Raw genomic sequence first — 19,924 nt, 5'->3', positions numbered from 1 at the left:
TCAACCCATATGGCGGGCTCCGAGGACGCGCGCGCCAACCGCGCGGCGCATCTGGAGGCCTTGCGGGTCGTGCGCGAAGTGGCGGACGCGGCGGCCCTGGGCGGCGGCGAACGCTCCCGCGAGCGGCATGTGAGCCGCGGCAAGATGTTGCCGCGCGAGCGGGTGGCGAACCTGCTGGACCCCGGCTCGCCGTTTCTGGAGGTGGGCGCGCTGGCGGGGCACGGGATGTATGACGGCGCGGCGCCCTGTGGCGGGATGATCGCCGGGGTGGGCCGCGTCCATGGGCGCGAGGTCATGGTGGTGTGCAATGATGCGACGGTGAAGGGCGGCACCTATTATCCGATCACCGTGAAAAAGCACCTGCGCGCCCAGGAGATTGCGGAGCAATGCGGGCTGCCCTGTGTCTATCTGGTCGACAGCGGCGGGGCGAACCTGCCCAATCAGGACGAGGTGTTCCCCGATCGCGACCATTTCGGGCGCATCTTCTATAACCAGGCGCAGATGAGCGCCAAGGGGATCGCGCAGATCGCCGTCGTGATGGGATCGTGCACCGCCGGGGGGGCTTATGTGCCGGCGATGGCCGATGTCTCGATCATCGTGAAGGAGCAGGGGACGATCTTTCTGGCGGGGCCGCCGTTGGTGAAGGCGGCGACCGGGGAAGTGGTGAGCGCCGAGGATCTGGGCGGCGGCGATGTCCACACGCGCCTGTCGGGCGTGGCGGATTACCTGGCCGAAGACGACGCCCATGCCCTGGCGCTGGCGCGCCGCGCCGTGGCCTCTTTGGCGGGGGTGGGCGCGCGGTCTGGCGTGACGCTCGGCGGGCGGGCCCCGGCCTATGACCCGGAGGAGTTGCTGGGGGTCGTGCCCGCGTCGCTCACCACGCCCTACGACATCCGGGAGGTGATCGCGCGGGTCGTGGACGACAGTTATTTCGACGAGTTCAAGGCGCGGTTTGGCGAGACGATTGTTTGCGGCTTTGCGGAGGTCATGGGGCTGCCGGTGGGGATCATCGCCAACAACGGCGTGTTGTTTTCCGAGGCCGCGCAGAAGGCGGCGCATTTTGTGGAGCTCTGTTCCTCGCGGAAGATCCCGCTGGTGTTCTTGCAGAACATCACCGGGTTCATGGTCGGGCGGAAGTACGAGAATGAGGGGATCGCGCGCCACGGCGCCAAGATGGTGACGGCGGTGGCGACGACGGCGGTGCCTAAGGTGACGATGCTGGTCGGCGGCTCTTTCGGGGCCGGGAACTACGGGATGGCAGGGCGGGCCTATTCGCCGCGGTTCCTGTGGGCCTGGCCGAATTCTCGGATCTCGGTCATGGGCGGAGCCCAGGCGGCGGGGGTCCTGGCGACGGTCAAGCGCGATGCGCTGGAGCGTGCCGGAGAGGAATGGTCCTCCGAGGCGGAGGCGGCCTTCAAGCAGCCCACGATCGACATGTTCGAGGCGCAGTCGCATCCATTGTACGCCTCGGCGCGGCTTTGGGATGACGGGGTGGTGGACCCGAGGAAGTCGCGCGAGGTGTTGGGGTTGAGCCTGGCGGCGGCTTTGAATGCGCCGATTGAGGAGACGCGCTTTGGCGTCTTCCGGATGTGAGGTGTTGGGGGTGGCTCCCATACATGGCTATTCGTGGGGGCTGGCCCCCCCACACACGTTCCAGTGGGGGCCAGCCCCCACACCCCCGGGATATTTGGAGAACGGGGAAAGGGGCAGGTGGTGACATTGGATGAAGTGAGGGCCCGGTATCCGGGTGCGGAGGCCTATGTGTTTGGCGATAGCGCGGCGTTGTCGGCGCAGTTGCTGGGGTTGGTGCGCGAGGGGCGCAAGCGGGCGACGTGTTTGAGCATGGCCGAGGTGGCGCGCGGAGAGGCGCTGCCGCAGATCGGGCGCTGCGATGTGGCGACCACGTTTGACGGACGGCCGGCGTTGGTGAACCGGACGGTGGAGCTGAGGTTGGTGCGGTTTTGCGACATGACGGAAGCGATGGCCTTGGCGGAGGGCGAGGATGAGACGCTGGAGGGATGGCGCGCGGGGCATGAGCGGTACTACCGGCGGTTGGGTGTGTTTGATTGGGAGATGGAGTTGATTTGGGAGCGGTTTGAGGTGGTGCAAGATTTGGGGGCTTTGGATGACTTGGGGTGAGCCAATGGGTCGTGCAGGGAGGCCGGCGCCATGGAGGTAGGCCTTTGTCAGATCCACATCCGGCAGATGAGCATCGCCAAGACCGGTGCTGAAGTCGTGGTGAATGCCGCCAACCGGTCCTTGATGGGCGGAGGAGGCGTCGATGGGGTGATCCATCGCGCGGCGGGACCTGACCTTTTGTTGGAGTGTAAGGGGCTGGGCGGGTGTGACACCGGTGATGCCAAGATCACCGGGGCCTATGGTTTGAATGCGCGTTGGATTGTCCATGCGGTCGGCCCGATCTGGCGCGGCGGCAAGGCGCAGGAGGCGGCACTTTTGGCGCGGTGTTATGGACGTGCGCTTGAGTTGGCCGAGGCCAAGGGGGCCGAAAGCATCGCCTTCCCGATGCTATCCACCGGGGCTTACAGCTATCCGGCCGACGCGGCCTCGGAGGTGGCATTTGGGGCGATTGCGGAAGCGCGGCCAGGGCTTCGTTCTGTGCAACTGATCATCATGGCCGCGATTGATGCAAAGGCCGCTGGCGTCCTGCGGCGCGCAGCAAAGAGGGTGGGTTTGGATGTTTCGTAAGATCCTGATTGCCAATCGCGGCGAGATTGCCTGCAGGGTGATCGAGACGGCCCGCGCGTTGGGCGTGCGGACGGTGGCGGTCTATTCCGACGCCGACGCGGGCGCGCGCCATGTGGCGATGGCGGACGAGGCGGTGTGGATTGGCGGCTCCGCCCCCGCAGAGAGCTACTTGCGCGGCGAGGTGATCATCGCGGCGGCGCTGGAAAAGGGCGCGGAGGCGGTACATCCGGGCTACGGCTTTCTAAGCGAGAACCCCGAATTTGTGGAGGCCGTGGAGGCGGCGGGATTGGTGTTCATCGGCCCGAGCGCCCAGGCGATCCGCGCGATGGGGCTGAAGGACGCCGCCAAGGCGTTGATGGAAGAAGCGGGCGTGCCGGTGGTGCCGGGATACCATGGCGCGTCGCAAGACGGCTTGGCCGCGCGCGCGAGTGAGATTGGCTATCCGGTGCTGATCAAGGCCGTGGCGGGCGGCGGCGGCAAGGGGATGCGGCGGGTCGAGGCGGCGGAGGGCTTTGAGGAGGCGCTGGCGAGCGCGCAGGGCGAGGCTCTGACGGCTTTCGGCAACGATGCGGTTCTGATCGAGAAATATGTCTCCACCCCGCGCCACATCGAGGTGCAGGTGTTTGGGGACGGCCAGCGTGCGGTGCATCTGTTCGAGCGCGATTGCTCGCTTCAGCGGCGCCACCAGAAGGTCATCGAAGAGGCGCCCGCGCCGGGCATGACGCCAGAGATGCGCGAGGCCATGGGGCAGGCCGCCGTTCGGGCGGCCGAGGCCATCGGCTACAAGGGCGCGGGGACGGTGGAGTTCATCGTGGACGCCTCCGACGGACTGCGCGCGGATCGGTTCTATTTCATGGAGATGAACACGCGCCTGCAGGTGGAGCATCCGGTGACGGAGGCGATCACCGGGGTTGATCTGGTGGCATGGCAGCTGCGGGTGGCCAGCGGTGAGCCGCTGCCGATGGGCCAGGAAGACCTGTCGATTGAGGGGCATTCCTTTGAGGCGCGGCTCTATGCCGAGGATGTGCCGAAAGGTTTTTTGCCAGCCACTGGAAGGCTGGCGCATCTGGCGTTCCCGCGGGGCGCGCGGGCTGATACGGGCGTGCGGGCGGGCGATGAGATCAGCCCCTGGTATGACCCGATGATTGCCAAGCTGATCGTCCACGGGCCGACGCGAGAGATCGCCTTGGCGCGGTTGGACCAGGCCCTGTCCAGCACGCAAGTTGCGGGTTCGGTCACGAACCTTGCGTTTCTGCGCGCCCTGGCCCGGCACGCCGGGTTCGGGCGCGGCGAGGTCGACACGGGGTTGATCGACCGCGAGGTGGAGACCTTGTCGCAGAGCCCGGTGCCCTGTTCGCGCTGCCGCGCCATCGCGGCGGTGGGCGCGATGGGCCTGGCGGGCTCCGATGTGGACGGGTTCAGCCTTTGGGCGCCGTTGGAGCGCTCGGTTGCCTTGGGGCACGGCGACGCGGTTGAGGTTTTGAAGGTGGCGGTAACGGGGCCCGGGGCCGCCGTGGTGCGCGGCGCTGCGGGGACCCATGAGGTGACATTTACGGAGCAAAAGTGGAGCGTCGATGGCGTTGCTGTCGGGGCGGAGGTCGTGGAGCACGCGGCGGGTCTTTCGGTGTTCTGGGGGAACAATTACCATTTCACCGTGCCGGACCCGCTCGATGTGGCGGTGGGACCGGGTGTTTCGGCTGGCCGGATCGTGGCGCCGATGCCGGGTTTGGTGAAGGCCGTTTTTGTCGCAACAGGCGACAAGGTGGCCGCAGGGGACCGTTTGGCGGTACTGGAGGCGATGAAGATGGAGCATGGGCTGACGGCGGGACGCGACGGGGTCGTGGCCGAGGTGCTGGCGGTGGCAGGCGCCCAGGTCGATGCCGGAGCGCCCCTGATTGTGTTGGAGGACGAGCGATGAGCCGGGGATCAGACTTTTGCAAAAGTCTGCGCGCGCGCTTGCGCAAGCGCGCTTCCAGAGCCTTGCAAGGCTCTGGCAAATTCCTTGCAAGGAATTTGGCCCGCCCCCGAAAGGTCGCGCCATGATCCGGTTGCACCATGTCCCCTGGGGGCGGTCGTTCCGGGTCCTGTGGCTTTTGCAGGAGATGGGGATCACCCCGGAAATCGCACATTATCAGATCGGCACCAAGGGCATGCGCGCGCCGGAGTTTCTGGCGCACTCCCCCGCCGGTCGGATCCCGGCCCTGGAGATCGACGGCATCACCGTTTTCGAGAGCGCCGCGATCCTGCAGTACCTCTGCGAAAGCCGTCCGGAGCATGGGTTTGGCCGCCCGCCCGGCCACCCCGACCGGGTGGCCTATCTGGAGGCCCTGGGGTTTGCCGAGACGATGGCGTCGCTGATCGAACAGCTCAACCTCAACCACCTGTTCCTGCGCCCGCCCGCCAAGCCCTCGGCCGTTGTGATCAAGCTCAACACCCTGCGTTTGGCTGACACGTTGCGCGCGTTGGACGGGATGATCACGGGCGAGTACCTGTTGCCGTCGGGCTTTTCCGCCGCCGATGCGATGCTGGGGTTCAACCTGTTTGCCGCGCCCTACTACGTCCGGCTTGATCCCTGGCCGAACCTGCAGGCCTATCGCGCCCGGCTGCAGGCGCGGCCCGCCTACAAGGCGGCAGCAGAGATCGAGGGGCCGCAGGGTTTCTACGCCAAGGACTTCTACGAGGTGCCCGAGGATGGCTGAGCGGGTCGAGATTTTCGAGGTCGGACCCCGGGACGGATTGCAGAATGAGGCGCGGATGATCGCCGCGGCTGACAAGATCGCCTTGGTGGACCTTCTGTCGACGGCAGGGTTTGCCCGGATCGAGGTGGCGTCCTTTGTCAGCCCCAAGTGGGTTCCCCAGATGGCCGATGGTGCCGAGGTTCTGGCGGGCATCACCCGCGCGCCGGGTCTGTCCTACGCGGCGCTGACCCCCAACATGCGCGGCTACCTTGGCGCCAAAGCGGCCAGGGCCGATGAGATTGCGGTCTTCGCCTCGGCCTCTGAGGGGTTCTCCAAAGCCAATCTGAATGCCTCCGTCCTCGACAGCCTTGGGCGCTTTTGGGACGTGGTTCAGGCGGCAAAAGCCGATGGGATGCGCGTGCGGGGCTATATCTCTTGCGTCACCGATTGTCCTTTTGACGGCCCGACCCCGCCCGCCCAGGTGGCCGTGGTGGCCAGCGCGCTCAAGGCGATGGGCTGCTATGAGATCAGCCTGGGCGACACCATCGGGCGCGGTCGGCCCGAGGCCGTCGACGCGATGCTGGACGCGGTTCTGAACGTTGCCGGGGCGGACATGTTGGCCGGGCATTTCCACAACACCGCCGGGCGCGCGTTGGAAAACGTGGACGTGGCGCTCGCGCGCGGGGTGCGCGTGTTCGACGCGGCGGTGGGCGGGTTGGGCGGTTGCCCCTATGCGCCGGGGGCAGAGGGCAATGTCGCGACCGAGGCGCTGGACGCGCATCTGCGGATGCGGGGGTTTGAGACGGGGTTGGACGCGGGCGTTCTGGCGCAGGCGGCGCAATTGGCACGGGAGCTGGTGAATGGAAACGATTGATCTGAGCGTCGATGCGCGCGGCGTGGCCACCCTGCGGCTGAACCGCCCCGAGGTCCACAACGCCATGGATGCCGCGATGATTGCAGAGCTGACGGCAGCCGCGGGCCAGCTGGGTCGCGACCCGGCGGTGCGGGCCGTGGTGTTGACCGGAACGGACGCCAGCTTTTGTGCGGGCGGCGATCTGGGCTGGATGCAGGCGCAGATGGAGGCCGATGGCAGCGCGCGGGCGCGTGAGGCGCGGGCACTGGCGGCGATGTTGGGGGCGCTGGACAGGATGCCCAAACCGCTGATCGGGCGCATCCAGGGGCAGGCGTTCGGGGGCGGCGTCGGGCTGATGTCGGTCTGCGATGTGGCCGTGGGGGTCGAGGGCGCAAAGTTCGGGCTGACAGAGGTGCGGCTGGGGCTGATCCCGGCCACCATCGGGCCCTATGTCGTGGCGCGAATGGGCGCGGCACGGGCGCGGCGGGTGTTTTTCTCGGGTCGGGTATTCGACGCGGCGGAGGCGGTGGAGCTTGGCCTCTTGGCCAAGGCTGTCCCGGCGGAGGCGCTCGATGACGCGGTGCAATCCGAGATCGCCCCCTACCTGGCAGCGGCCCCGGGGGCCGTGGCCGAGGCTAAGGCGCTTGTCGCGGCACTCGCCAAGCCGGTGTCGGAGGCGGACGTGGACCTGACAATCCAGGCGCTGGTCACGCGTTGGGAAAGTGATGAGGCCGCCGCGGGCATCGCTGCGTTCCTGAATAAGCGCAAGTCCAAGCCCTAAGGCCCATGCCGCGTTGCAGCGCGCGATCCCTATGGACAGCATGCAGGCATTTCGCCCATCGTAGGCCCTTATCGGCGCCGTCAGAGCTGCCGGATCAGGGAGAGACCTCATGGCGATTTTCGAAAGCACCCGCGCCCCGATTACGGCGCCGGACACCTCGGTGACGCAAACCCTTTTTGAGGGCCTGCTGGGGCGTGAAGACCAGGTGGCCATCGTCGACGGACCCTCGGGGCGGACCATGACGGCGGGTGACTTGATGTCTCAGATCAAGGCGCTGGCCGGCGGGCTGACCGCGCGCGGCGTGTTGCCCGGGGGCACCATCGCGATCCTCGCCCCGAATATCCCCGAATATCCGGTGGTCTTCCACGGCGTGGCCTGGGGCGGCGGCACGGTGACGACGATCAACCCCACCTACACCGCGCCGGAAATCCAGCACCAGTTGCAGGACGCAGGCGCGGTGATGCTGATCACGATCTCGATGTTTGAAGAGGCGGCGCGCACGGCCATGGAGGGCACCGGGTGCAAGGACCTCGTGGTGCTGGACGGCGGCGGCAATGGCGCGCTTGGCATGGCGGACGTCATGGGCGAGGAACTGCCCGCGCAGGTGCCCGGCGATTGGGCCAATGACGTGGTCGTCCTGCCGTATTCCAGCGGCACAACCGGGCGGCCCAAGGGGGTGATGCTGACCCACCGCAACCTCGTGGCCAATGTCACGCAAGGGGCCGCCGTGTCGGGGATCACGCCGGACGACAAGGCCATCGCCTTCCTGCCGTTCTTCCACATTTACGGCATGACCGTGCTGATGAACCTGTTCCTGAACCAGCGCGCGACGATCATCACCATGCCGCGTTTTGATCTGGAGATGTATCTGCGCCTGATCCAGGAGCATCGGGCCACACGGCTCTACATCGTGCCCCCGGTGGCGCTGGCCTTGGCCAAGCACCCGATGGTGGAGGAGTATGACGTGTCTTCCGTCCAGCAGATCATCTCGGGCGCGGCGCCCTTGGGGGCCGAGATCGAGACCGCCGCGGGCACGCGGTTCGGGGCGCAATCGGTTCAGGCCTACGGCATGACCGAGTTGAGCCCGATCAGCCATTTGACCGGCGCCGATGACATGCGCCACGGCTCCAGCGGGCAGGCGGTGCCCTCGACCGAATGCCGGATCGTGGACCCAGAGACGCTGGAGGACCTGCCCGCAGGCCTGGAGGGAGAGCTGTGGATCCGCGGCCCGCAGGTGATGAAGGGCTATCTGAACAACCCCGAGGCGACCGCCGAGACCATGGCCGAGGGCGGCTGGCTACGGACGGGGGATTTGGCCGAGATCGACGAGGATGGCTTCATGTTCATCCGCGACCGGCTGAAAGAGTTGATCAAATACAAGGGTTTCCAGGTTGCACCCGCCGAGGTGGAAGCGGCGCTTTGTTCCTGCGAAGGCGTCACGGATGCCGCCGTCATTGGCCGCAACGATCCGGAAGCGGGGGAGGTTCCGATTGCCTTCGTCGTCGCCCCCGGCGCCGATGAAGCCGCCCTGCGCGCCCACTGCGAGGGCTGCCTCGCCCATTACAAGCACCCGGTGGAATACCGCTTCGTCGCATCGGTGCCGAAATCCGCCAGCGGCAAGATCCTGCGCCGCGAGCTGCGCGACGCTTTGTGACGGACGGCGACGATCCTTCCACGCGGGTCGCGCGCCGCGCGCTTTTGGCGGGAGGGCTCGCAGCAGGATTGGCAGGGCTCCAGCCCGTGCCCGCGCGCGCCCAGGGGCTGCGGCAGCCCACCGGATATCTGCGCACGAATTGGAGCCGCGATCCCTTCACGCTGGGGTCCTATTCCTTTGTCGCCAACGGCGCGCGCCGGCGCGATAGCCGGGCCCTGGCAGCACCCATCGACGGGCGCATTTTCTTCGCCGGAGAGGCCACGCATCCGAACTACAATTCCACCGTCCACGCCGCCTACGAGACCGGCGCCATCGCCGCAGAGGCGGTGTTGGAAAGCGGCGCCTGGGAGGTGGCGGTGATCGGCGCCGGGATCTCGGGCCTGGCCACGGCGCAGGCGCTGGGGGCCGAGGGCGTGCCGGTTGATGTGATCGAGGCGCGCGGGCGTTTGGGCGGGCGGATCTGGACCAGCGACGCGCTCGGGATGCCGCTCGATTTGGGGGCATCGTGGGTACACGGGCTCAGGGGCAATCCGCTGACCGAACTGACCGACAGGCTTGGCATGGACTTGGTCGTGACCGATGACGATGCCACCCCGCGCGGCGCCGGGCGGGTGATGGCCTGGGCCGAGATGCCCGATTGGGTGCGCGATGTCGTCGAGGTGCAGCATTCGGCGGGGGCGGATCGGGCGCAGATCAACGGCAATGCCTATTTCGCCCAAGGCGACTACGGCGGCGCGGACGCGGTTCTGGCCGGGGGCTACGGGCCGCTGATCACGCATCTGGCGCAGGATCTGGACATCTACCTCAACGCAGAAGTCTCGGGGATCGCCCTGCGCGACGGCGGCGTGCGGATCGACTATGCGGGGGGCGGTTTCGACCGATATGATGCGGTCATCGTGACGGTGCCCCTTGGGGTGTTGCAGGCCGGGCGGATTGCCTTCGATCCGCCGCTGCCCGAGGCGCACCAGGGGGCGGTGGATCGTTTGGGGATGGGGCTGTTGGACAAGGTCTTCCTGCGGTTCGAGGCCCGGTTCTGGGACGACACGACGTGGATCATCACGCCGGATACCGGGCTGGCGCGGGGGCAGTTCAATCAGTGGCTGAACCTCTACAAGGTTCTGGGCGTCCCGGTCTTGATGGCCTTCAACGGCGCGAGGCCGGCGCGAGATCTCGCCGCCTTGCCGGACGATGAGGTCTTGGCGCGTGCCGTGGCCGTGCTGGACCGGGCCTATCCCGCTTGACGGACCGTGCCGGGGGCGTGTTTTGCCGCAGCCCGGCCCGTTGACCGCCCCGGGCGCGCGGCGTAAACCGTTGCTCAGACCACCTCCATGGAGCGACCATGACTGATCTGCTGACTGAATACGCCCCGATCCTGATCTTCCTCGGGCTGGCCATCGGCCTGTCGCTGGTGCTGATCCTGGCGGCGGTGGTCGTGGCGGTGAGCAATCCGGACCCGGAAAAGGTCAGCGCCTACGAATGCGGGTTCAACGCCTTCGACGACGCGCGGATGAAGTTTGACGTGCGGTTCTATCTGGTGGCGATCCTGTTCATCATCTTCGACCTGGAAATCGCCTTCCTGTTCCCCTGGGCCACCGCCTTCCCGGACCTCAGCGACCTCGCGTTCTGGTCGATGATGGTCTTCCTGGGCGTGCTGACCATCGGCTTCGCCTACGAGTGGAAAAAGGGCGCGCTGGACTGGGAGTAGCCCTGTCCCGGACGGGGTGCTCAAGCTTGAGCATAGTCGTTATGTGATTGATCAAAAACGATAAAGCCGATTTCGTTTACACTTTGTTAACCCCTTATTTGCGCGCTGCCCCCGGGTCGCAACCGGTCCCACCCCAACGTCCTAACAGCGCGTGACCAAGCCGCTGCATGGGGCGATCCGCCTTTCGCATGCTGGCCCCAGAGAGGCGGAGCGCCAAGGCGCATCCGATTGCAGGGAACAGGTTTGAGCCCAGAGTGACATCATTCGGCGACGCAGCTAGGGTCTGTTTCATGGGCTAAGTTGAGAGCAGGTATGGATCTTGTCCGATCAATCACCAAACCATGAGTTTGAAAGGAGCGGTCGGATTTGGCTGAGAGGCGCCATCTCGGGTAGCGACCTTGCGCTGCTTGATCGCGCTGTAGCCGACCCCTCCAAACCGGGGCAAAGACTTGAGAATTCAGCCGCATTGAATACTGCGATGTCCGCCGACGGCTCCTTGGTCCGCGCCATCCGGCAGCAAGCGCCCGGGGCGATGCCGGTGCGTGTGGTTGCATTCAATAAATCAGAAAGTGCGAATTGGGGCGTGCCCTGGCATCAGGACCGGGTCATCGCTGTTGCCGAGCGGTCAGATGTCACAGGCTATCACAATTGGACCAAGAAATCAGGCACTTGGCACTGTGAACCCCCGCAGTCTGTCTTGGACCAGATGCTGTTCGTGCGCGTCCACCTCGACGACACTGATCGATCAAATGGCGCGATGGAGATTGCCCTTGGAAGCCATGCGGGTGGCGTCGTTCCTTCTGCGAAAGCAGAAAGCGCGGCCAATTCCTATCCAACCGAGATATGTGAGGCCAAACGCGGGGATGTGCTGATCCTCAAAATGCTTACCCTGCATTGCTCCAAGCCTGCCCAAAGACAGTCCGGCCGAAGAGTGTTGCGGGTTGATTTTTCTTGTTCCGAGTTGCCGCACCCATTGTCGTGGCTCGGGCAGGCTGCCGAGGTCTGATATCCGCGGCCGAAAGCGGAGCGGCGGATCCGTCGCGCAGAGCTGCCCCCAGCGCTCCAGTCACGAACTCTCGTCGATTATTCTCGCGGCTAGCTGCACCATCTGCCTGGGCGGTAACCTGTTATCCCGCGCAACTGCCTTTGCCGCCAGGATGAGCGACGCAAAGGCCTGCTCATGGTTGTATCCGGTCTGGGACATGGCCACTTCCGCCAGATGGTCGTGCAATTCGCCCATGTTTTTTGCTCCTTAGGATGCGTCGGCACTGTAAGCCGAAGGAAGTGTCGAATGTTAGGTTGGAGCCCACAGCAACCGAGAACTGTGGATTGGTCTCGTTCTCGCAAACTAAGTTCGGCGCTGACTTTGCATAGGCGGCCGTTCATCAGAATTGCCGAAAGTTCGGATGACCTTAAGGAGACGTCGCTTCCGTTCTTTCGAGCAGTTTCGATTCGTCGCGTCGCCTGTCGATTTCTTTCTGAAGTTGCATACAGACACGCCGAACAGCCCAATCGTGATTTAGTCTGCCGATCGGCTTCAGAATGAAAAGGAAGGGTTTGATTTGCCGTTGGTGCACATCCACTTTCCAACGCATTTTTGAAATGCACAATCCGTCGCCAATAGGCTCGCTGCGGGATTCGCCCACGCCTTCGAAGTCACCGTTCAGTGTGATTGTCATGGACTTGTGGCGAACCAGTTCGGTGATCTCTGCAAAAAAATCGAAAGAAAATGGCAACTTCCCTTTCGCATGCAGATGCATCTTCATGCCCAATCCGTCCGGGCGCCCCTTCTCGATCACGTCAGCTTTCAGGAAAACTCTGGAACACCACTGATCGAGCCGCTCCGGGTCGAGAACAATTGCCGTCAGTTCTTCGGGCTCCACCCGAAAGGTCCATTCCGTCGTCATGTCGAAATCCACGCTTTCTGAGCGCTGATCTGACTGCTCACGCATGGCCGAACTGACCTTTCAAAACTGCGCGCCATTGCCAGTTCCCGGGCAAGGCGACGGGTTCAAACACCCTAGTAATATGGTCTAGATCCCGATTTGCATAGGGCAGTTGCCATTGGTGTTTGACCAGCGATCCGATCCCGGTGCTCATGTCAGATCCTGGCAATCGGCATACGATATGAAATTCTTTGCGAGACACATGTTCGCCGCCGCCAGAGTGAACGGCAGTTTTGTCCCGCATAGCCGTCACCGACGCCGCATCATACGTCGCGCGCTTTCTTTGGGGTACGGGCTTCTGGTGAGTGTGATGGGTGTTTTGCCCCTCAAGCCCCCGCTAGGGTCAGGCGGTCGATGATTTGGTGGCCGAGGGCGATGTCGTCGAAGATGCCGTGCAGGTCGTCCTCGATCTCGTCCACGGGTTCGGTCAGGCGGCCCATTTTCATGAAGCTGCCTTGCCGTTGCAGGGCCATGTAGAAGGAGTGGCCCTGGAACCCGGCGACGTAGGATTTTGCGCCGAGGCCCTGTCCGTGGGCGTCGCCGATCTGCAGGAGCGCGTCGAGCATGGGATCCGGGAGGAAGGTTTTCGCGGCGTCCGGCTCGTCTGCGTAAACTTCGAATGCGGCCTCGAAAGCGGCGTGGTCGAAGGTGACTTTGGGAAGCGAGCGGGTGGAGCCGAAGGCCAGTTTTTCGGCCAGTTTGTTGCCGATGGCGCCGCGGTCGCGCATCAGGGCGATGCGGCCGGGGGCGCGTTCCGGCAGATCGATCCGAAAGAGCAGGCCCTGGAAGTCGGTGGTCGTGCGGCGGCGGTCGTTGTGATCGGTGTAGGTGCTGGTGAGGGTGGCGTGGACCATCTCGAACCCGGTGCCATTGTGGGTGCCTTGCAGAAGGCTGCGCAGCGCGGCTTTGTCGTGTTTGGGCAGAAGGCGCAGGTCCTTCATCGTGTGCAGGGAAAATGCGCTGCCGCCTGCCGTGTAGGTCAGATCACCCACATGGGTGCAGATCGCGGGCATGACGACGTCCTTGATCTTCGCGCCCCAGGTGCCGCCTGCCTGCCCCCAGGAGGCCACCATCGCAGCCCCGCCGAAGATCGCCGAAAGCAGCACGGCGGGGACGACGTAGCGGTCTTGCCAGATCACATAGGCGAGGCCCACGGCGGCCACGGCGAGCAGAAAGATCGCGGCCAGGGTGAGGTAGGTCTTTTTCAGGACGGCCTTCCGCTCGAACTCGAATTCGTTGAGCGTGGGTTGGACGTCATCGGCGAAGACTTGGGCGAAGCCCTGCTCCAGCGGGCTGCGTTCGGTGAAATTCATGGAAAGATGCCTTGGGAAAACGGGGGGATGTGAAGGGCGAAGGGGGACCCGCCCGTTGGGAATAGGGCGATGTTTGCGCAGATTTGGACGCGGGGCAAAGGCAGGGTTTCCCGCAGTGGATCGCGGCATGGGTGCGACAAGGTCACGCCGCCCAAAGGCCCGCCTCTCGTTGACCCCGGGGCGCTGCAGCCGTATCCCCTTTAGCGAATGATACTGAGGGATGAGCCACGATGGGCGTAGCAACCACTCCGAACACCGCAGGGGCTGACCGTGAGGTCGCCACCCAGGCCCTGAACGCAGAGCTTCAGGACAAGGGGTTCCTGGTGACCTCGTCCGAGGACATCATCAACTGGGCGCGCACGGGATCCTTGCACTGGATGACCTTTGGTCTGGCGTGTTGCGCGGTGGAGATGATGCACACGTCGATGCCCCGCTACGACGCCGAGCGGTTTGGGATCGCGCCGCGTGCCTCTCCTCGTCAGTCGGACGTGATGATCGTGGCGGGCACGCTGACCAACAAGATGGCACCCGCGCTGCGCAAGGTTTACGACCAGATGCCCGAGCCGCGCTACGTGATCTCCATGGGGTCCTGCGCGAATGGCGGCGGGTATTATCACTACAGCTACAGCGTCGTGCGGGGCTGCGACCGGATCGTGCCGGTGGACATCTATGTGCCCGGCTGCCCGCCGACGGCAGAGGCGCTGCTTTACGGCATCCTGCAGTTGCAGCGGAAGATCCGCCGCACCGGGACGATTGCGCGATGAGCGACGTCGTGGTGCGCAAATGGGAAGCGACCGTGGCGCGGGCCAACCTGGCGCAATGGGTGCAGACGTACCGCGCCCGCGTCCTGGAGGCGGTGCGCCGCGTCGAGGGGTTTCGCGACGTGACGTTCCTGGCCGAGCGCGAGGCCGATCCCTGCCGCGTGACCGTTTTGATGACCTGGGAGAGCATGGACGCGATCCGCCGTTTCGCGGGCGAGGATCCGGCCAAGACTGTCCTGCCGGATTTCATGGTGCCGTTCTTTGCCACCCATGACGCCCGCGCCACGTTCCATGACCGATTGTTGCTGGAGACAGCCTGATGACCCAAGCCCTGCAAGAACTGGCCGAGTACCTGACGGAGAAACGCCCTGACGACGTGGTGTCCACCGACATCAACGCCATGGGCGAGTTGAGCGTCACCGTGGCGCCCGCGCAGATGGTGGAGTTTGTCGACTTCCTGAAGACTGACCGCACCTGCCGGTTCTCGACGCTCATCGACATCACCGGGGTGGATTACCCAAGCCGTGACCGGCGGTTTGACGTCGTCTACCACTTCCTGAGCATGTACCAGAACCACCGGATCCGCGTGCGCGCGGCGATCCGAGAAGAGGACACGTTGCCGTCGATCTCGGGCGTGCACCCCGGGGCCGGTTGGTACGAGCGGGAGGTCTACGACATGTTCGGGATCCTCTTCACCGGCCACGCCGACCTGCGCCGCCTGCTGACGGACTACGGCTTCCGCGGCCACCCGCTGCGCAAGGATTTCCCGACGACGGGCTACACCGAGGTGCGCTACGACGAGGAACTCAAGCGCGTGGTCTATGAGCCGGTGTCGCTGGTGCAGGAGTACCGCCAGTTTGATTTCATGTCGCCCTGGGAGGGCGCGCAATACGTGCTGCCGGGTGACGAGAAGGCGGAGGAAAAGGCGTGAGCGAGACGCTGACAGGCAGCTGCATGTGCGGCGCGTGTCGTTTCACCGCCACGCTCGGGCCCATGGGGGCGGGCGCGTGCCACTGCGGCATGTGCCGGAAGTGGACCGGCGGCATCTACCTGTCGGTCGATTGCGCCGATAGCGTGCAATTTGCCGAAGGGACACCGGTCAAGAGCTACAAGGGCAGCGAATGGGGCGAGCGGCTGTTCTGCGGCGAATGCGGCTCCTCCATGCTGTGGCAGACGCAGGACGGCGCGAACCAGCATGTGTCGATCCAATGCTTTGAAGACCCATCTCAATTCAATATCGGCATCGAGGTCTTTATCGACCGGAAGCCTTCGAATTATGCGCTGGAGGGCCAGCGCAAAACCATGACCGAAGCGGAGGTGTTCGCCATGTTCGCCCCGCAGGAGGATGCGACATGATGGACGGCGATATCCGCACGAACACCTATGACGACGGCTCGACTGATTTTGAGACCGGCGAACAGAAGATCCGCAACTTCAACATCAACTTCGGCCCCCAGCACCCCGCCGCCCATGGCGTGTTGCGTCTGGTGCTGGAGCTGGACGGTGAGATTTGCGAGCGCTGTGATCCGCACATCGGGCTGCTGCACCGGGGCACCGAGAAGTTGATGGAGAGCCGGACGTATCTGCAGAACCTGCCGTATTTCGACCGGCTGGATTACGTGGGCACGATGAACCAGGAGCATGCCTGGTGTCTGGCGATTGAGCGGATGACGGGCACCGAGGTGCCGCGCCGCGCGCAATTGATCCGGGTGCTCTATTGCGAGATCGGGCGGATCCTGAACCACCTGCTGAACGTGACGACACAGGCGCTCGACGTGGGCGCGCTGACGCCGCCGCTTTGGGGCTTTGAAGAGCGTGAGAAGCTGATGGTGTTCTACGAGCGGGCCTCCGGCGCGCGTCTGCACGCGGCGTATTTCCGGCCCGGCGGCGTGCATCGTGACCTGCCGCCCGAGTTGATCGAGGACATCGATACCTGGGCCACGGAATTTCCGCAGATGCTCGACGATATCGACGGGCTGCTCTCGGAGAACCGGATCTTCAAGCAGCGCAACGTTGATATCGGCGTGGTGACGGAGGAAGACATCCAGAACTGGGGGTTCTCGGGCGTGATGGTGCGCGGCTCGGGCTTTGCCTGGGACCTGCGCCGCGCGCAGCCCTATGAGTGCTATGACGAGTTCGAGTTCCAGATCCCGGTGGGCAAGAACGGCGATTGTTATGACCGCTACCTCTGCCGGATGGCGGAGATGCGCGAATCGACGAAGATCATCCATCAGGCGGTGGAAAAGCTGCGCAATGAGCCCGGCGAGGTGATGGCGCGGGGCAAGATGTCGCCGCCGACGCGGGGGGACATGAAGACCTCGATGGAGGCGCTGATCCACCACTTCAAGCTTTATACCGAAGGCTTCCACGTGCCCGAGGGCGAGATCTACGCCTGTGTCGAAGCGCCCAAGGGCGAGTTCGGCGTGTTCCTGGTGGCCGATGGCACCAACAAGCCCTACCGCGCCAAGCTGCGCGCGCCGGGGTTCGCGCATCTGCAGGCGATGGATCACCTGTGCAAAGGGCACCAGCTGGCGGATGTGTCGGCTGTGTTGGGCTCGCTCGACATCGTGTTTGGGGAAGTCGACAGGTAAGTGCCTTACGGCTTTGTGATTTAGAAGGGCAGGGGACCGGAGGGTTGCCTGCCCTTTTGCTATTGGGGCGGCGTGGTAGAGTTGGCGCGACCCCAGATGAAGGACGCCTCGCTTTGACCCGATTTTTTCACCCCCTCCTCGCTGCGCTCCTCGCAGGTGCTCCGTTTGCTGTTAGCGCCCAGGCCGTGGTGCCCGCGGATCATCCCGGTTTCGTGCTGGCCGAGGCCATCGCCGCGCAGGGCTGTGTGCTGCACCAGGACGATGTGAACCCGTTGTTGGAAGCGGCGGGGCTGGAGAATGCTCAGTTTCCGCAGATGGCGGTGCCGCTGATGCGCGACGGCTATCTGCGCCCGAGCGGGGAGGGGACGATGACCCTGACGGGGTGGGGGCTGTGCACCGGCGCGGCGCTGGACGCGCAACCGGGGGATGAGACCACGCCGGCCCAGGCCGAGTAAGCTACGGAATCCCTTAGTTGTGGGCGGGGCCCGCTGCGGTCAGATTGGACCCAGAGATACCCGAGCCTGACGACGATCCGGAAGCGCCATCCCCTTCCCGCAAGCCCCCGCCATAAGCGGTTACGGTTTGCGGCGGCACCTCTTCCGACGTCCCGAAAGGTTCGCCCCCGTTAGCCCGGCGGAAAGAAGGGGTCCGGCCCGGGCGAGGGCGTCTTTCTTGCATTGCGTCAAGAAAGACGCCCTACTTATTTTGCGACTACTGTTTTCCCAAAAGGTTCCCCTTCCATGCGATTTGCTTCTGTTTTTGCCGGGCTGCTTTGTGCTGGCCTCCTCCCTTCCCTGGCGCAGGCCCAATCGGCGGCCGCGCTGGAGATTATGGAAGAATTGGCCGAGGGGGGCTGCGTCGTGACCCAGGACCGGGAGGCGGAGTTTCTGGCGGCCATTGAGGCGCGCGGGTTGACGGCCAATGCGGTGGGCGACGAATTGCTGAACGCCGGGCTGATCCAGCTTGCGGGCAACAGCCTGGTGATCACCGGGGGATCTTGCGCCGATCAGGTGGCGGATCTGCCGGAGGCCTCGCCAAGCCTGGTGGCCACGATGACTGCGATCCGCGACAACGGTTGCATGATCAGCGAGGTGCAGGCCGATGACCTGCTGGAGCCGCTGGGCCCTAGGGCCGAGATCATGGGGCATCTTGCGACGCTTGATGAGCTGCATTTCGTACGCATTATCGGCGACTTGGGCGGCGTTGTCGCCTCGGACCGGGTGTGTAACGCCACCGACCCGACCCTGGTCCGGTTTGCGTCGCAGGTGCCGGATATGCTGGAGCTTGGCAGGCTGAACCGTCTGGATTTCATCGTAAACCTGACGGGCGCGCGGGTGCTGATGCTGGAGGCGGTTGTGGGTCGGGAGTGTCAGGCGCTGACCGACGACCTTTTGCGGGGCCTTTTTGACCTGGAACTGGAAGATCCCTTCGCCAGCGTCGAGACGCCTTTGGTTGATGCGGGTCTGATCGAGTTGGTCGGCCAGGTCTTTGTCGCCCCCGAGGCCGTGTGCGCGGCCACAGCCGCGGAACGGCGGGAGATGGTGGCGGCACTGCCCTGAGGCGCGGCACGGCCGGGCCGTTCCCGCGCAATCTGCGCGCCTGCGGCTGCGGCGCGCATGGACATCCCGGCGCGTTTGCGCGAAACCATCCCCGACGACTGACCGCCAGGGACGACAAAGATGCTGCGACGCCTCCACCCCGAGCAACCCGATAGCTTTGCTTTCACGCCTGAAAATCAGGCTTGGGCGGAGGCTCAGATCACCAAGTATCCCGAGGGGCGCCAGGCCTCGGCGATCATTCCTCTGTTGTGGCGTGCGCAGGAGCAGGAGGGGTGGTTGACCCGTCCGGCGATTGAAACCGTGGCCGACATGCTGGACCTCGCGCATATTCGTGCGCTGGAGGTGGCGACGTTCTACTTCATGTTCCAGCTCGCGCCCGTGGGCGCGGTGGCGCATATCCAGATCTGCGGGACCCTGTCGTGCATGATCTGCGGGGCCGAGGACCTGGTGGCGGTGGCGAAGGAGAAGATCGCCGCCAAGCCCCATCAGATCAGCGCGGACGGCAAGTTCAGCTGGGAAGAGGTCGAGTGTCTGGGGGCGTGTTCCAACGCGCCGATGGCCCAGATCGGCAAGGATTACTATGAGGATCTGACGGCGGAAAGCTTCGCCGGGATCATCGACGCCATGGCGCGCGGTGAGGTGCCGACACCGGGGCCGCAGAACGGGCGCTATGCCTCGGAGCCTGAGGGCGGGCTGACATCTTTGACCGAGCATGAGGCCGGGCGCGACGCGTTGAACATCTCGGCGCGGATGGCGGAAGACTTGGGCGATACGATCAAGCGCATCGACGGGACAGAGGTGCCGTTGCTGGCGCCCTGGGGGCGGCAGTCGGGCGACGGCTTGCCGGAGGTGGCAGAGCGCCCCACGCCCGCAAACCGCGCCAAGGACCGCCCGGCGGATGCAACGGGGGCGACGAAGGCCGAGGCCCCGGCCAAATCAGCGGCAAAGCCGGTGTCGAAATCCGAGCCTGACGCCGCAACAAAGGCCGCCGCCAAGCCCAAGGCTGCCGCGACGCCCAAGGCGGCGCCTGCCCCTGCGGCTGAGGTGGAAGAGCAGGCGCCGGAGTTGTTGACGGAGGCCCGCGCGGGCGGGGCCGATGACCTCAAGCGGATCTCGGGCGTTGGGCCGAAGCTGGAGGGCGTGCTCAATGAGTTGGGCTTCTACCACTTCGACCAGATCGCGGCCTGGGGCCCCTCGGAAATCGCCTGGGTTGATGCGCGCCTGAAGTTCAAGGGCCGGATCGAGCGCGACGATTGGGTCAGCCAGGCGGCGGCGTTCGCGGCCGAGGCCTGAGCGCCGGCTCATAGGTGTGCCCAAGCGCCCACAGGGCCTGCGGCAAAATGTCAACTCGGTGGAAGACTCCCGCGCCATCGTGCG

At 65.0% G+C, this 19,924-nt stretch carries 22 protein-coding genes; 19 read left to right on the top strand and 3 right to left on the bottom strand.

Annotation, left to right across the window (positions count from 1 at the left end; genetic code table 11):
• The first annotated feature begins 9 nt into the window (after positions 1-9).
• The 11 genes from AC6I9R_RS18285 (at position 10) to AC6I9R_RS18235 (ending at position 11,383) form a co-directional block, all read left to right on the top strand.
• Positions 10-1,593: a carboxyl transferase domain-containing protein gene (locus AC6I9R_RS18285; RefSeq protein ID WP_461429029.1), complete on the top strand. Its 1,584-nt coding sequence runs from the start codon at positions 10-12 to the stop codon at positions 1,591-1,593.
• Between the two features lie 120 nt (positions 1,594-1,713).
• A complete protein-coding gene (locus AC6I9R_RS18280) occupies positions 1,714-2,139 on the top strand; it encodes an ASCH domain-containing protein (protein ID WP_461428883.1) in 426 nt (141 codons plus the stop codon).
• Between the two features lie 30 nt (positions 2,140-2,169).
• Entirely contained in the window at positions 2,170-2,706 is a 537-nt protein-coding gene (locus tag AC6I9R_RS18275) for a macro domain-containing protein (protein WP_461428882.1), read from the top strand.
• Positions 2,696-4,624 (top strand): acetyl/propionyl/methylcrotonyl-CoA carboxylase subunit alpha, encoded by a 1,929-nt coding sequence (locus AC6I9R_RS18270; RefSeq protein ID WP_461428881.1) that lies wholly within the window; start codon positions 2,696-2,698, stop codon positions 4,622-4,624. The genes AC6I9R_RS18275 and AC6I9R_RS18270 overlap by 11 nt, the downstream gene beginning before the upstream one ends.
• 121 nt (positions 4,625-4,745) lie before the next feature.
• Positions 4,746-5,405: a glutathione S-transferase family protein gene (locus AC6I9R_RS18265; RefSeq protein ID WP_461428880.1), complete on the top strand. Its 660-nt coding sequence runs from the start codon at positions 4,746-4,748 to the stop codon at positions 5,403-5,405.
• On the top strand, positions 5,398-6,258 hold the full coding sequence (locus AC6I9R_RS18260) for a hydroxymethylglutaryl-CoA lyase (protein WP_461428879.1): 861 nt from the start codon (positions 5,398-5,400) through the stop codon (positions 6,256-6,258). The genes AC6I9R_RS18265 and AC6I9R_RS18260 overlap by 8 nt, the downstream gene beginning before the upstream one ends.
• Positions 6,245-7,018 carry a crotonase/enoyl-CoA hydratase family protein gene (locus AC6I9R_RS18255; protein WP_461428878.1) on the top strand — a complete coding sequence of 258 codons (774 nt, stop codon included), beginning with the start codon at positions 6,245-6,247 and terminating at the stop codon, positions 7,016-7,018. Before AC6I9R_RS18260 ends, AC6I9R_RS18255 begins: the two co-directional genes overlap by 14 nt.
• A 109-nt stretch (positions 7,019-7,127) precedes the next feature.
• On the top strand, positions 7,128-8,672 hold the full coding sequence (locus tag AC6I9R_RS18250; protein WP_461428877.1) for an AMP-binding protein: 1,545 nt from the start codon (positions 7,128-7,130) through the stop codon (positions 8,670-8,672).
• Positions 8,669-9,913, top strand: coding sequence for a flavin monoamine oxidase family protein (locus AC6I9R_RS18245; RefSeq protein ID WP_461428876.1), 1,245 nt, complete (start codon positions 8,669-8,671; stop codon positions 9,911-9,913). Before AC6I9R_RS18250 ends, AC6I9R_RS18245 begins: the two co-directional genes overlap by 4 nt.
• A gap of 98 nt (positions 9,914-10,011) precedes the next feature.
• A complete protein-coding gene (locus tag AC6I9R_RS18240) occupies positions 10,012-10,377 on the top strand; it encodes an NADH-quinone oxidoreductase subunit A (RefSeq protein ID WP_461428875.1) in 366 nt (121 codons plus the stop codon).
• Positions 10,378-10,855: 478 nt separating this feature from the next.
• A complete protein-coding gene (locus AC6I9R_RS18235; protein ID WP_461428874.1) occupies positions 10,856-11,383 on the top strand; it encodes a phytanoyl-CoA dioxygenase family protein in 528 nt (175 codons plus the stop codon).
• 60 nt (positions 11,384-11,443) lie between these two features.
• Here AC6I9R_RS18235 and AC6I9R_RS18230 read toward each other — a convergent pair whose 3' ends face one another.
• The 3 genes from AC6I9R_RS18230 to AC6I9R_RS18220 form a co-directional block, all read right to left on the bottom strand.
• Positions 11,444-11,617: a hypothetical protein gene (locus AC6I9R_RS18230; protein ID WP_461428873.1), complete on the bottom strand. Its 174-nt coding sequence runs from the start codon at positions 11,615-11,617 to the stop codon at positions 11,444-11,446.
• Positions 11,618-11,789: 172 nt separating this feature from the next.
• The gene (locus AC6I9R_RS18225) at positions 11,790-12,329 is read right to left on the bottom strand and encodes an SRPBCC family protein (protein WP_461428872.1); all 540 of its coding nucleotides are present in this window, start codon (positions 12,327-12,329) and stop codon (positions 11,790-11,792) included.
• Positions 12,330-12,649: 320 nt separating this feature from the next.
• A complete protein-coding gene (locus tag AC6I9R_RS18220) occupies positions 12,650-13,636 on the bottom strand; it encodes a DUF3137 domain-containing protein (RefSeq protein WP_461428870.1) in 987 nt (328 codons plus the stop codon).
• A gap of 230 nt (positions 13,637-13,866) precedes the next feature.
• Between AC6I9R_RS18220 and AC6I9R_RS18215 the strand changes: the two genes are divergently transcribed.
• The 8 genes from AC6I9R_RS18215 (at position 13,867) to AC6I9R_RS18180 (ending at position 19,840) form a co-directional block, all read left to right on the top strand.
• The gene (locus AC6I9R_RS18215) at positions 13,867-14,400 is read left to right on the top strand and encodes a NuoB/complex I 20 kDa subunit family protein (protein ID WP_461428869.1); all 534 of its coding nucleotides are present in this window, start codon (positions 13,867-13,869) and stop codon (positions 14,398-14,400) included.
• Complete coding sequence (locus AC6I9R_RS18210) at positions 14,397-14,717, top strand: antibiotic biosynthesis monooxygenase (RefSeq protein ID WP_461428868.1); 321 nt, start codon at positions 14,397-14,399, stop codon at positions 14,715-14,717. The genes AC6I9R_RS18215 and AC6I9R_RS18210 overlap by 4 nt, the downstream gene beginning before the upstream one ends.
• Positions 14,717-15,328 (top strand): NADH-quinone oxidoreductase subunit C, encoded by a 612-nt coding sequence (locus AC6I9R_RS18205; protein WP_461428867.1) that lies wholly within the window; start codon positions 14,717-14,719, stop codon positions 15,326-15,328. Before AC6I9R_RS18210 ends, AC6I9R_RS18205 begins: the two co-directional genes overlap by 1 nt.
• Complete coding sequence (locus AC6I9R_RS18200) at positions 15,325-15,753, top strand: GFA family protein (RefSeq protein WP_461428866.1); 429 nt, start codon at positions 15,325-15,327, stop codon at positions 15,751-15,753. The genes AC6I9R_RS18205 and AC6I9R_RS18200 overlap by 4 nt, the downstream gene beginning before the upstream one ends.
• Entirely contained in the window at positions 15,750-16,988 is a 1,239-nt protein-coding gene (locus AC6I9R_RS18195) for an NADH-quinone oxidoreductase subunit D (RefSeq protein ID WP_461428865.1), read from the top strand. Before AC6I9R_RS18200 ends, AC6I9R_RS18195 begins: the two co-directional genes overlap by 4 nt.
• A gap of 113 nt (positions 16,989-17,101) precedes the next feature.
• The gene (locus AC6I9R_RS18190) at positions 17,102-17,443 is read left to right on the top strand and encodes a hypothetical protein (protein WP_461428864.1); all 342 of its coding nucleotides are present in this window, start codon (positions 17,102-17,104) and stop codon (positions 17,441-17,443) included.
• Between the two features lie 285 nt (positions 17,444-17,728).
• Positions 17,729-18,547, top strand: a complete 819-nt coding sequence (locus AC6I9R_RS18185; RefSeq protein ID WP_461428863.1) for a hypothetical protein — start codon at positions 17,729-17,731, stop codon at positions 18,545-18,547.
• Positions 18,548-18,667: 120 nt separating this feature from the next.
• The gene (locus tag AC6I9R_RS18180) at positions 18,668-19,840 is read left to right on the top strand and encodes an NADH-quinone oxidoreductase subunit E (protein ID WP_461428862.1); all 1,173 of its coding nucleotides are present in this window, start codon (positions 18,668-18,670) and stop codon (positions 19,838-19,840) included.
• Positions 19,841-19,924: the final 84 nt, after the last annotated feature.

Source organism: Gymnodinialimonas sp. (assembly GCF_059726805.1).
The sequence above is the reverse complement of the archived record's forward strand: the minus strand, read 5'-3'. Positions and strand labels throughout refer to the sequence as shown.

Coding starts and splice junctions, on each gene's coding strand:
- AC6I9R_RS18285 (WP_461429029.1), top strand. CDS start 10: ATGGCGGGCTCCGAGGACGCGCGCGCCAACCGCGCGGCGCATCTGGAG.
- AC6I9R_RS18275 (WP_461428882.1), top strand. CDS start 2,170: ATGGAGGTAGGCCTTTGTCAGATCCACATCCGGCAGATGAGCATCGCC.
- AC6I9R_RS18270 (WP_461428881.1), top strand. CDS start 2,696: ATGTTTCGTAAGATCCTGATTGCCAATCGCGGCGAGATTGCCTGCAGG.
- AC6I9R_RS18265 (WP_461428880.1), top strand. CDS start 4,746: ATGATCCGGTTGCACCATGTCCCCTGGGGGCGGTCGTTCCGGGTCCTG.
- AC6I9R_RS18260 (WP_461428879.1), top strand. CDS start 5,398: ATGGCTGAGCGGGTCGAGATTTTCGAGGTCGGACCCCGGGACGGATTG.
- AC6I9R_RS18255 (WP_461428878.1), top strand. CDS start 6,245: ATGGAAACGATTGATCTGAGCGTCGATGCGCGCGGCGTGGCCACCCTG.
- AC6I9R_RS18250 (WP_461428877.1), top strand. CDS start 7,128: ATGGCGATTTTCGAAAGCACCCGCGCCCCGATTACGGCGCCGGACACC.
- AC6I9R_RS18240 (WP_461428875.1), top strand. CDS start 10,012: ATGACTGATCTGCTGACTGAATACGCCCCGATCCTGATCTTCCTCGGG.
- AC6I9R_RS18235 (WP_461428874.1), top strand. CDS start 10,856: ATGTCCGCCGACGGCTCCTTGGTCCGCGCCATCCGGCAGCAAGCGCCC.
- AC6I9R_RS18230 (WP_461428873.1), bottom strand. CDS start 11,617: ATGGGCGAATTGCACGACCATCTGGCGGAAGTGGCCATGTCCCAGACC.
- AC6I9R_RS18225 (WP_461428872.1), bottom strand. CDS start 12,329: ATGCGTGAGCAGTCAGATCAGCGCTCAGAAAGCGTGGATTTCGACATG.
- AC6I9R_RS18220 (WP_461428870.1), bottom strand. CDS start 13,636: ATGAATTTCACCGAACGCAGCCCGCTGGAGCAGGGCTTCGCCCAAGTC.
- AC6I9R_RS18215 (WP_461428869.1), top strand. CDS start 13,867: ATGGGCGTAGCAACCACTCCGAACACCGCAGGGGCTGACCGTGAGGTC.
- AC6I9R_RS18210 (WP_461428868.1), top strand. CDS start 14,397: ATGAGCGACGTCGTGGTGCGCAAATGGGAAGCGACCGTGGCGCGGGCC.
- AC6I9R_RS18205 (WP_461428867.1), top strand. CDS start 14,717: ATGACCCAAGCCCTGCAAGAACTGGCCGAGTACCTGACGGAGAAACGC.
- AC6I9R_RS18195 (WP_461428865.1), top strand. CDS start 15,750: ATGATGGACGGCGATATCCGCACGAACACCTATGACGACGGCTCGACT.
- AC6I9R_RS18185 (WP_461428863.1), top strand. CDS start 17,729: ATGCGATTTGCTTCTGTTTTTGCCGGGCTGCTTTGTGCTGGCCTCCTC.
- AC6I9R_RS18180 (WP_461428862.1), top strand. CDS start 18,668: ATGCTGCGACGCCTCCACCCCGAGCAACCCGATAGCTTTGCTTTCACG.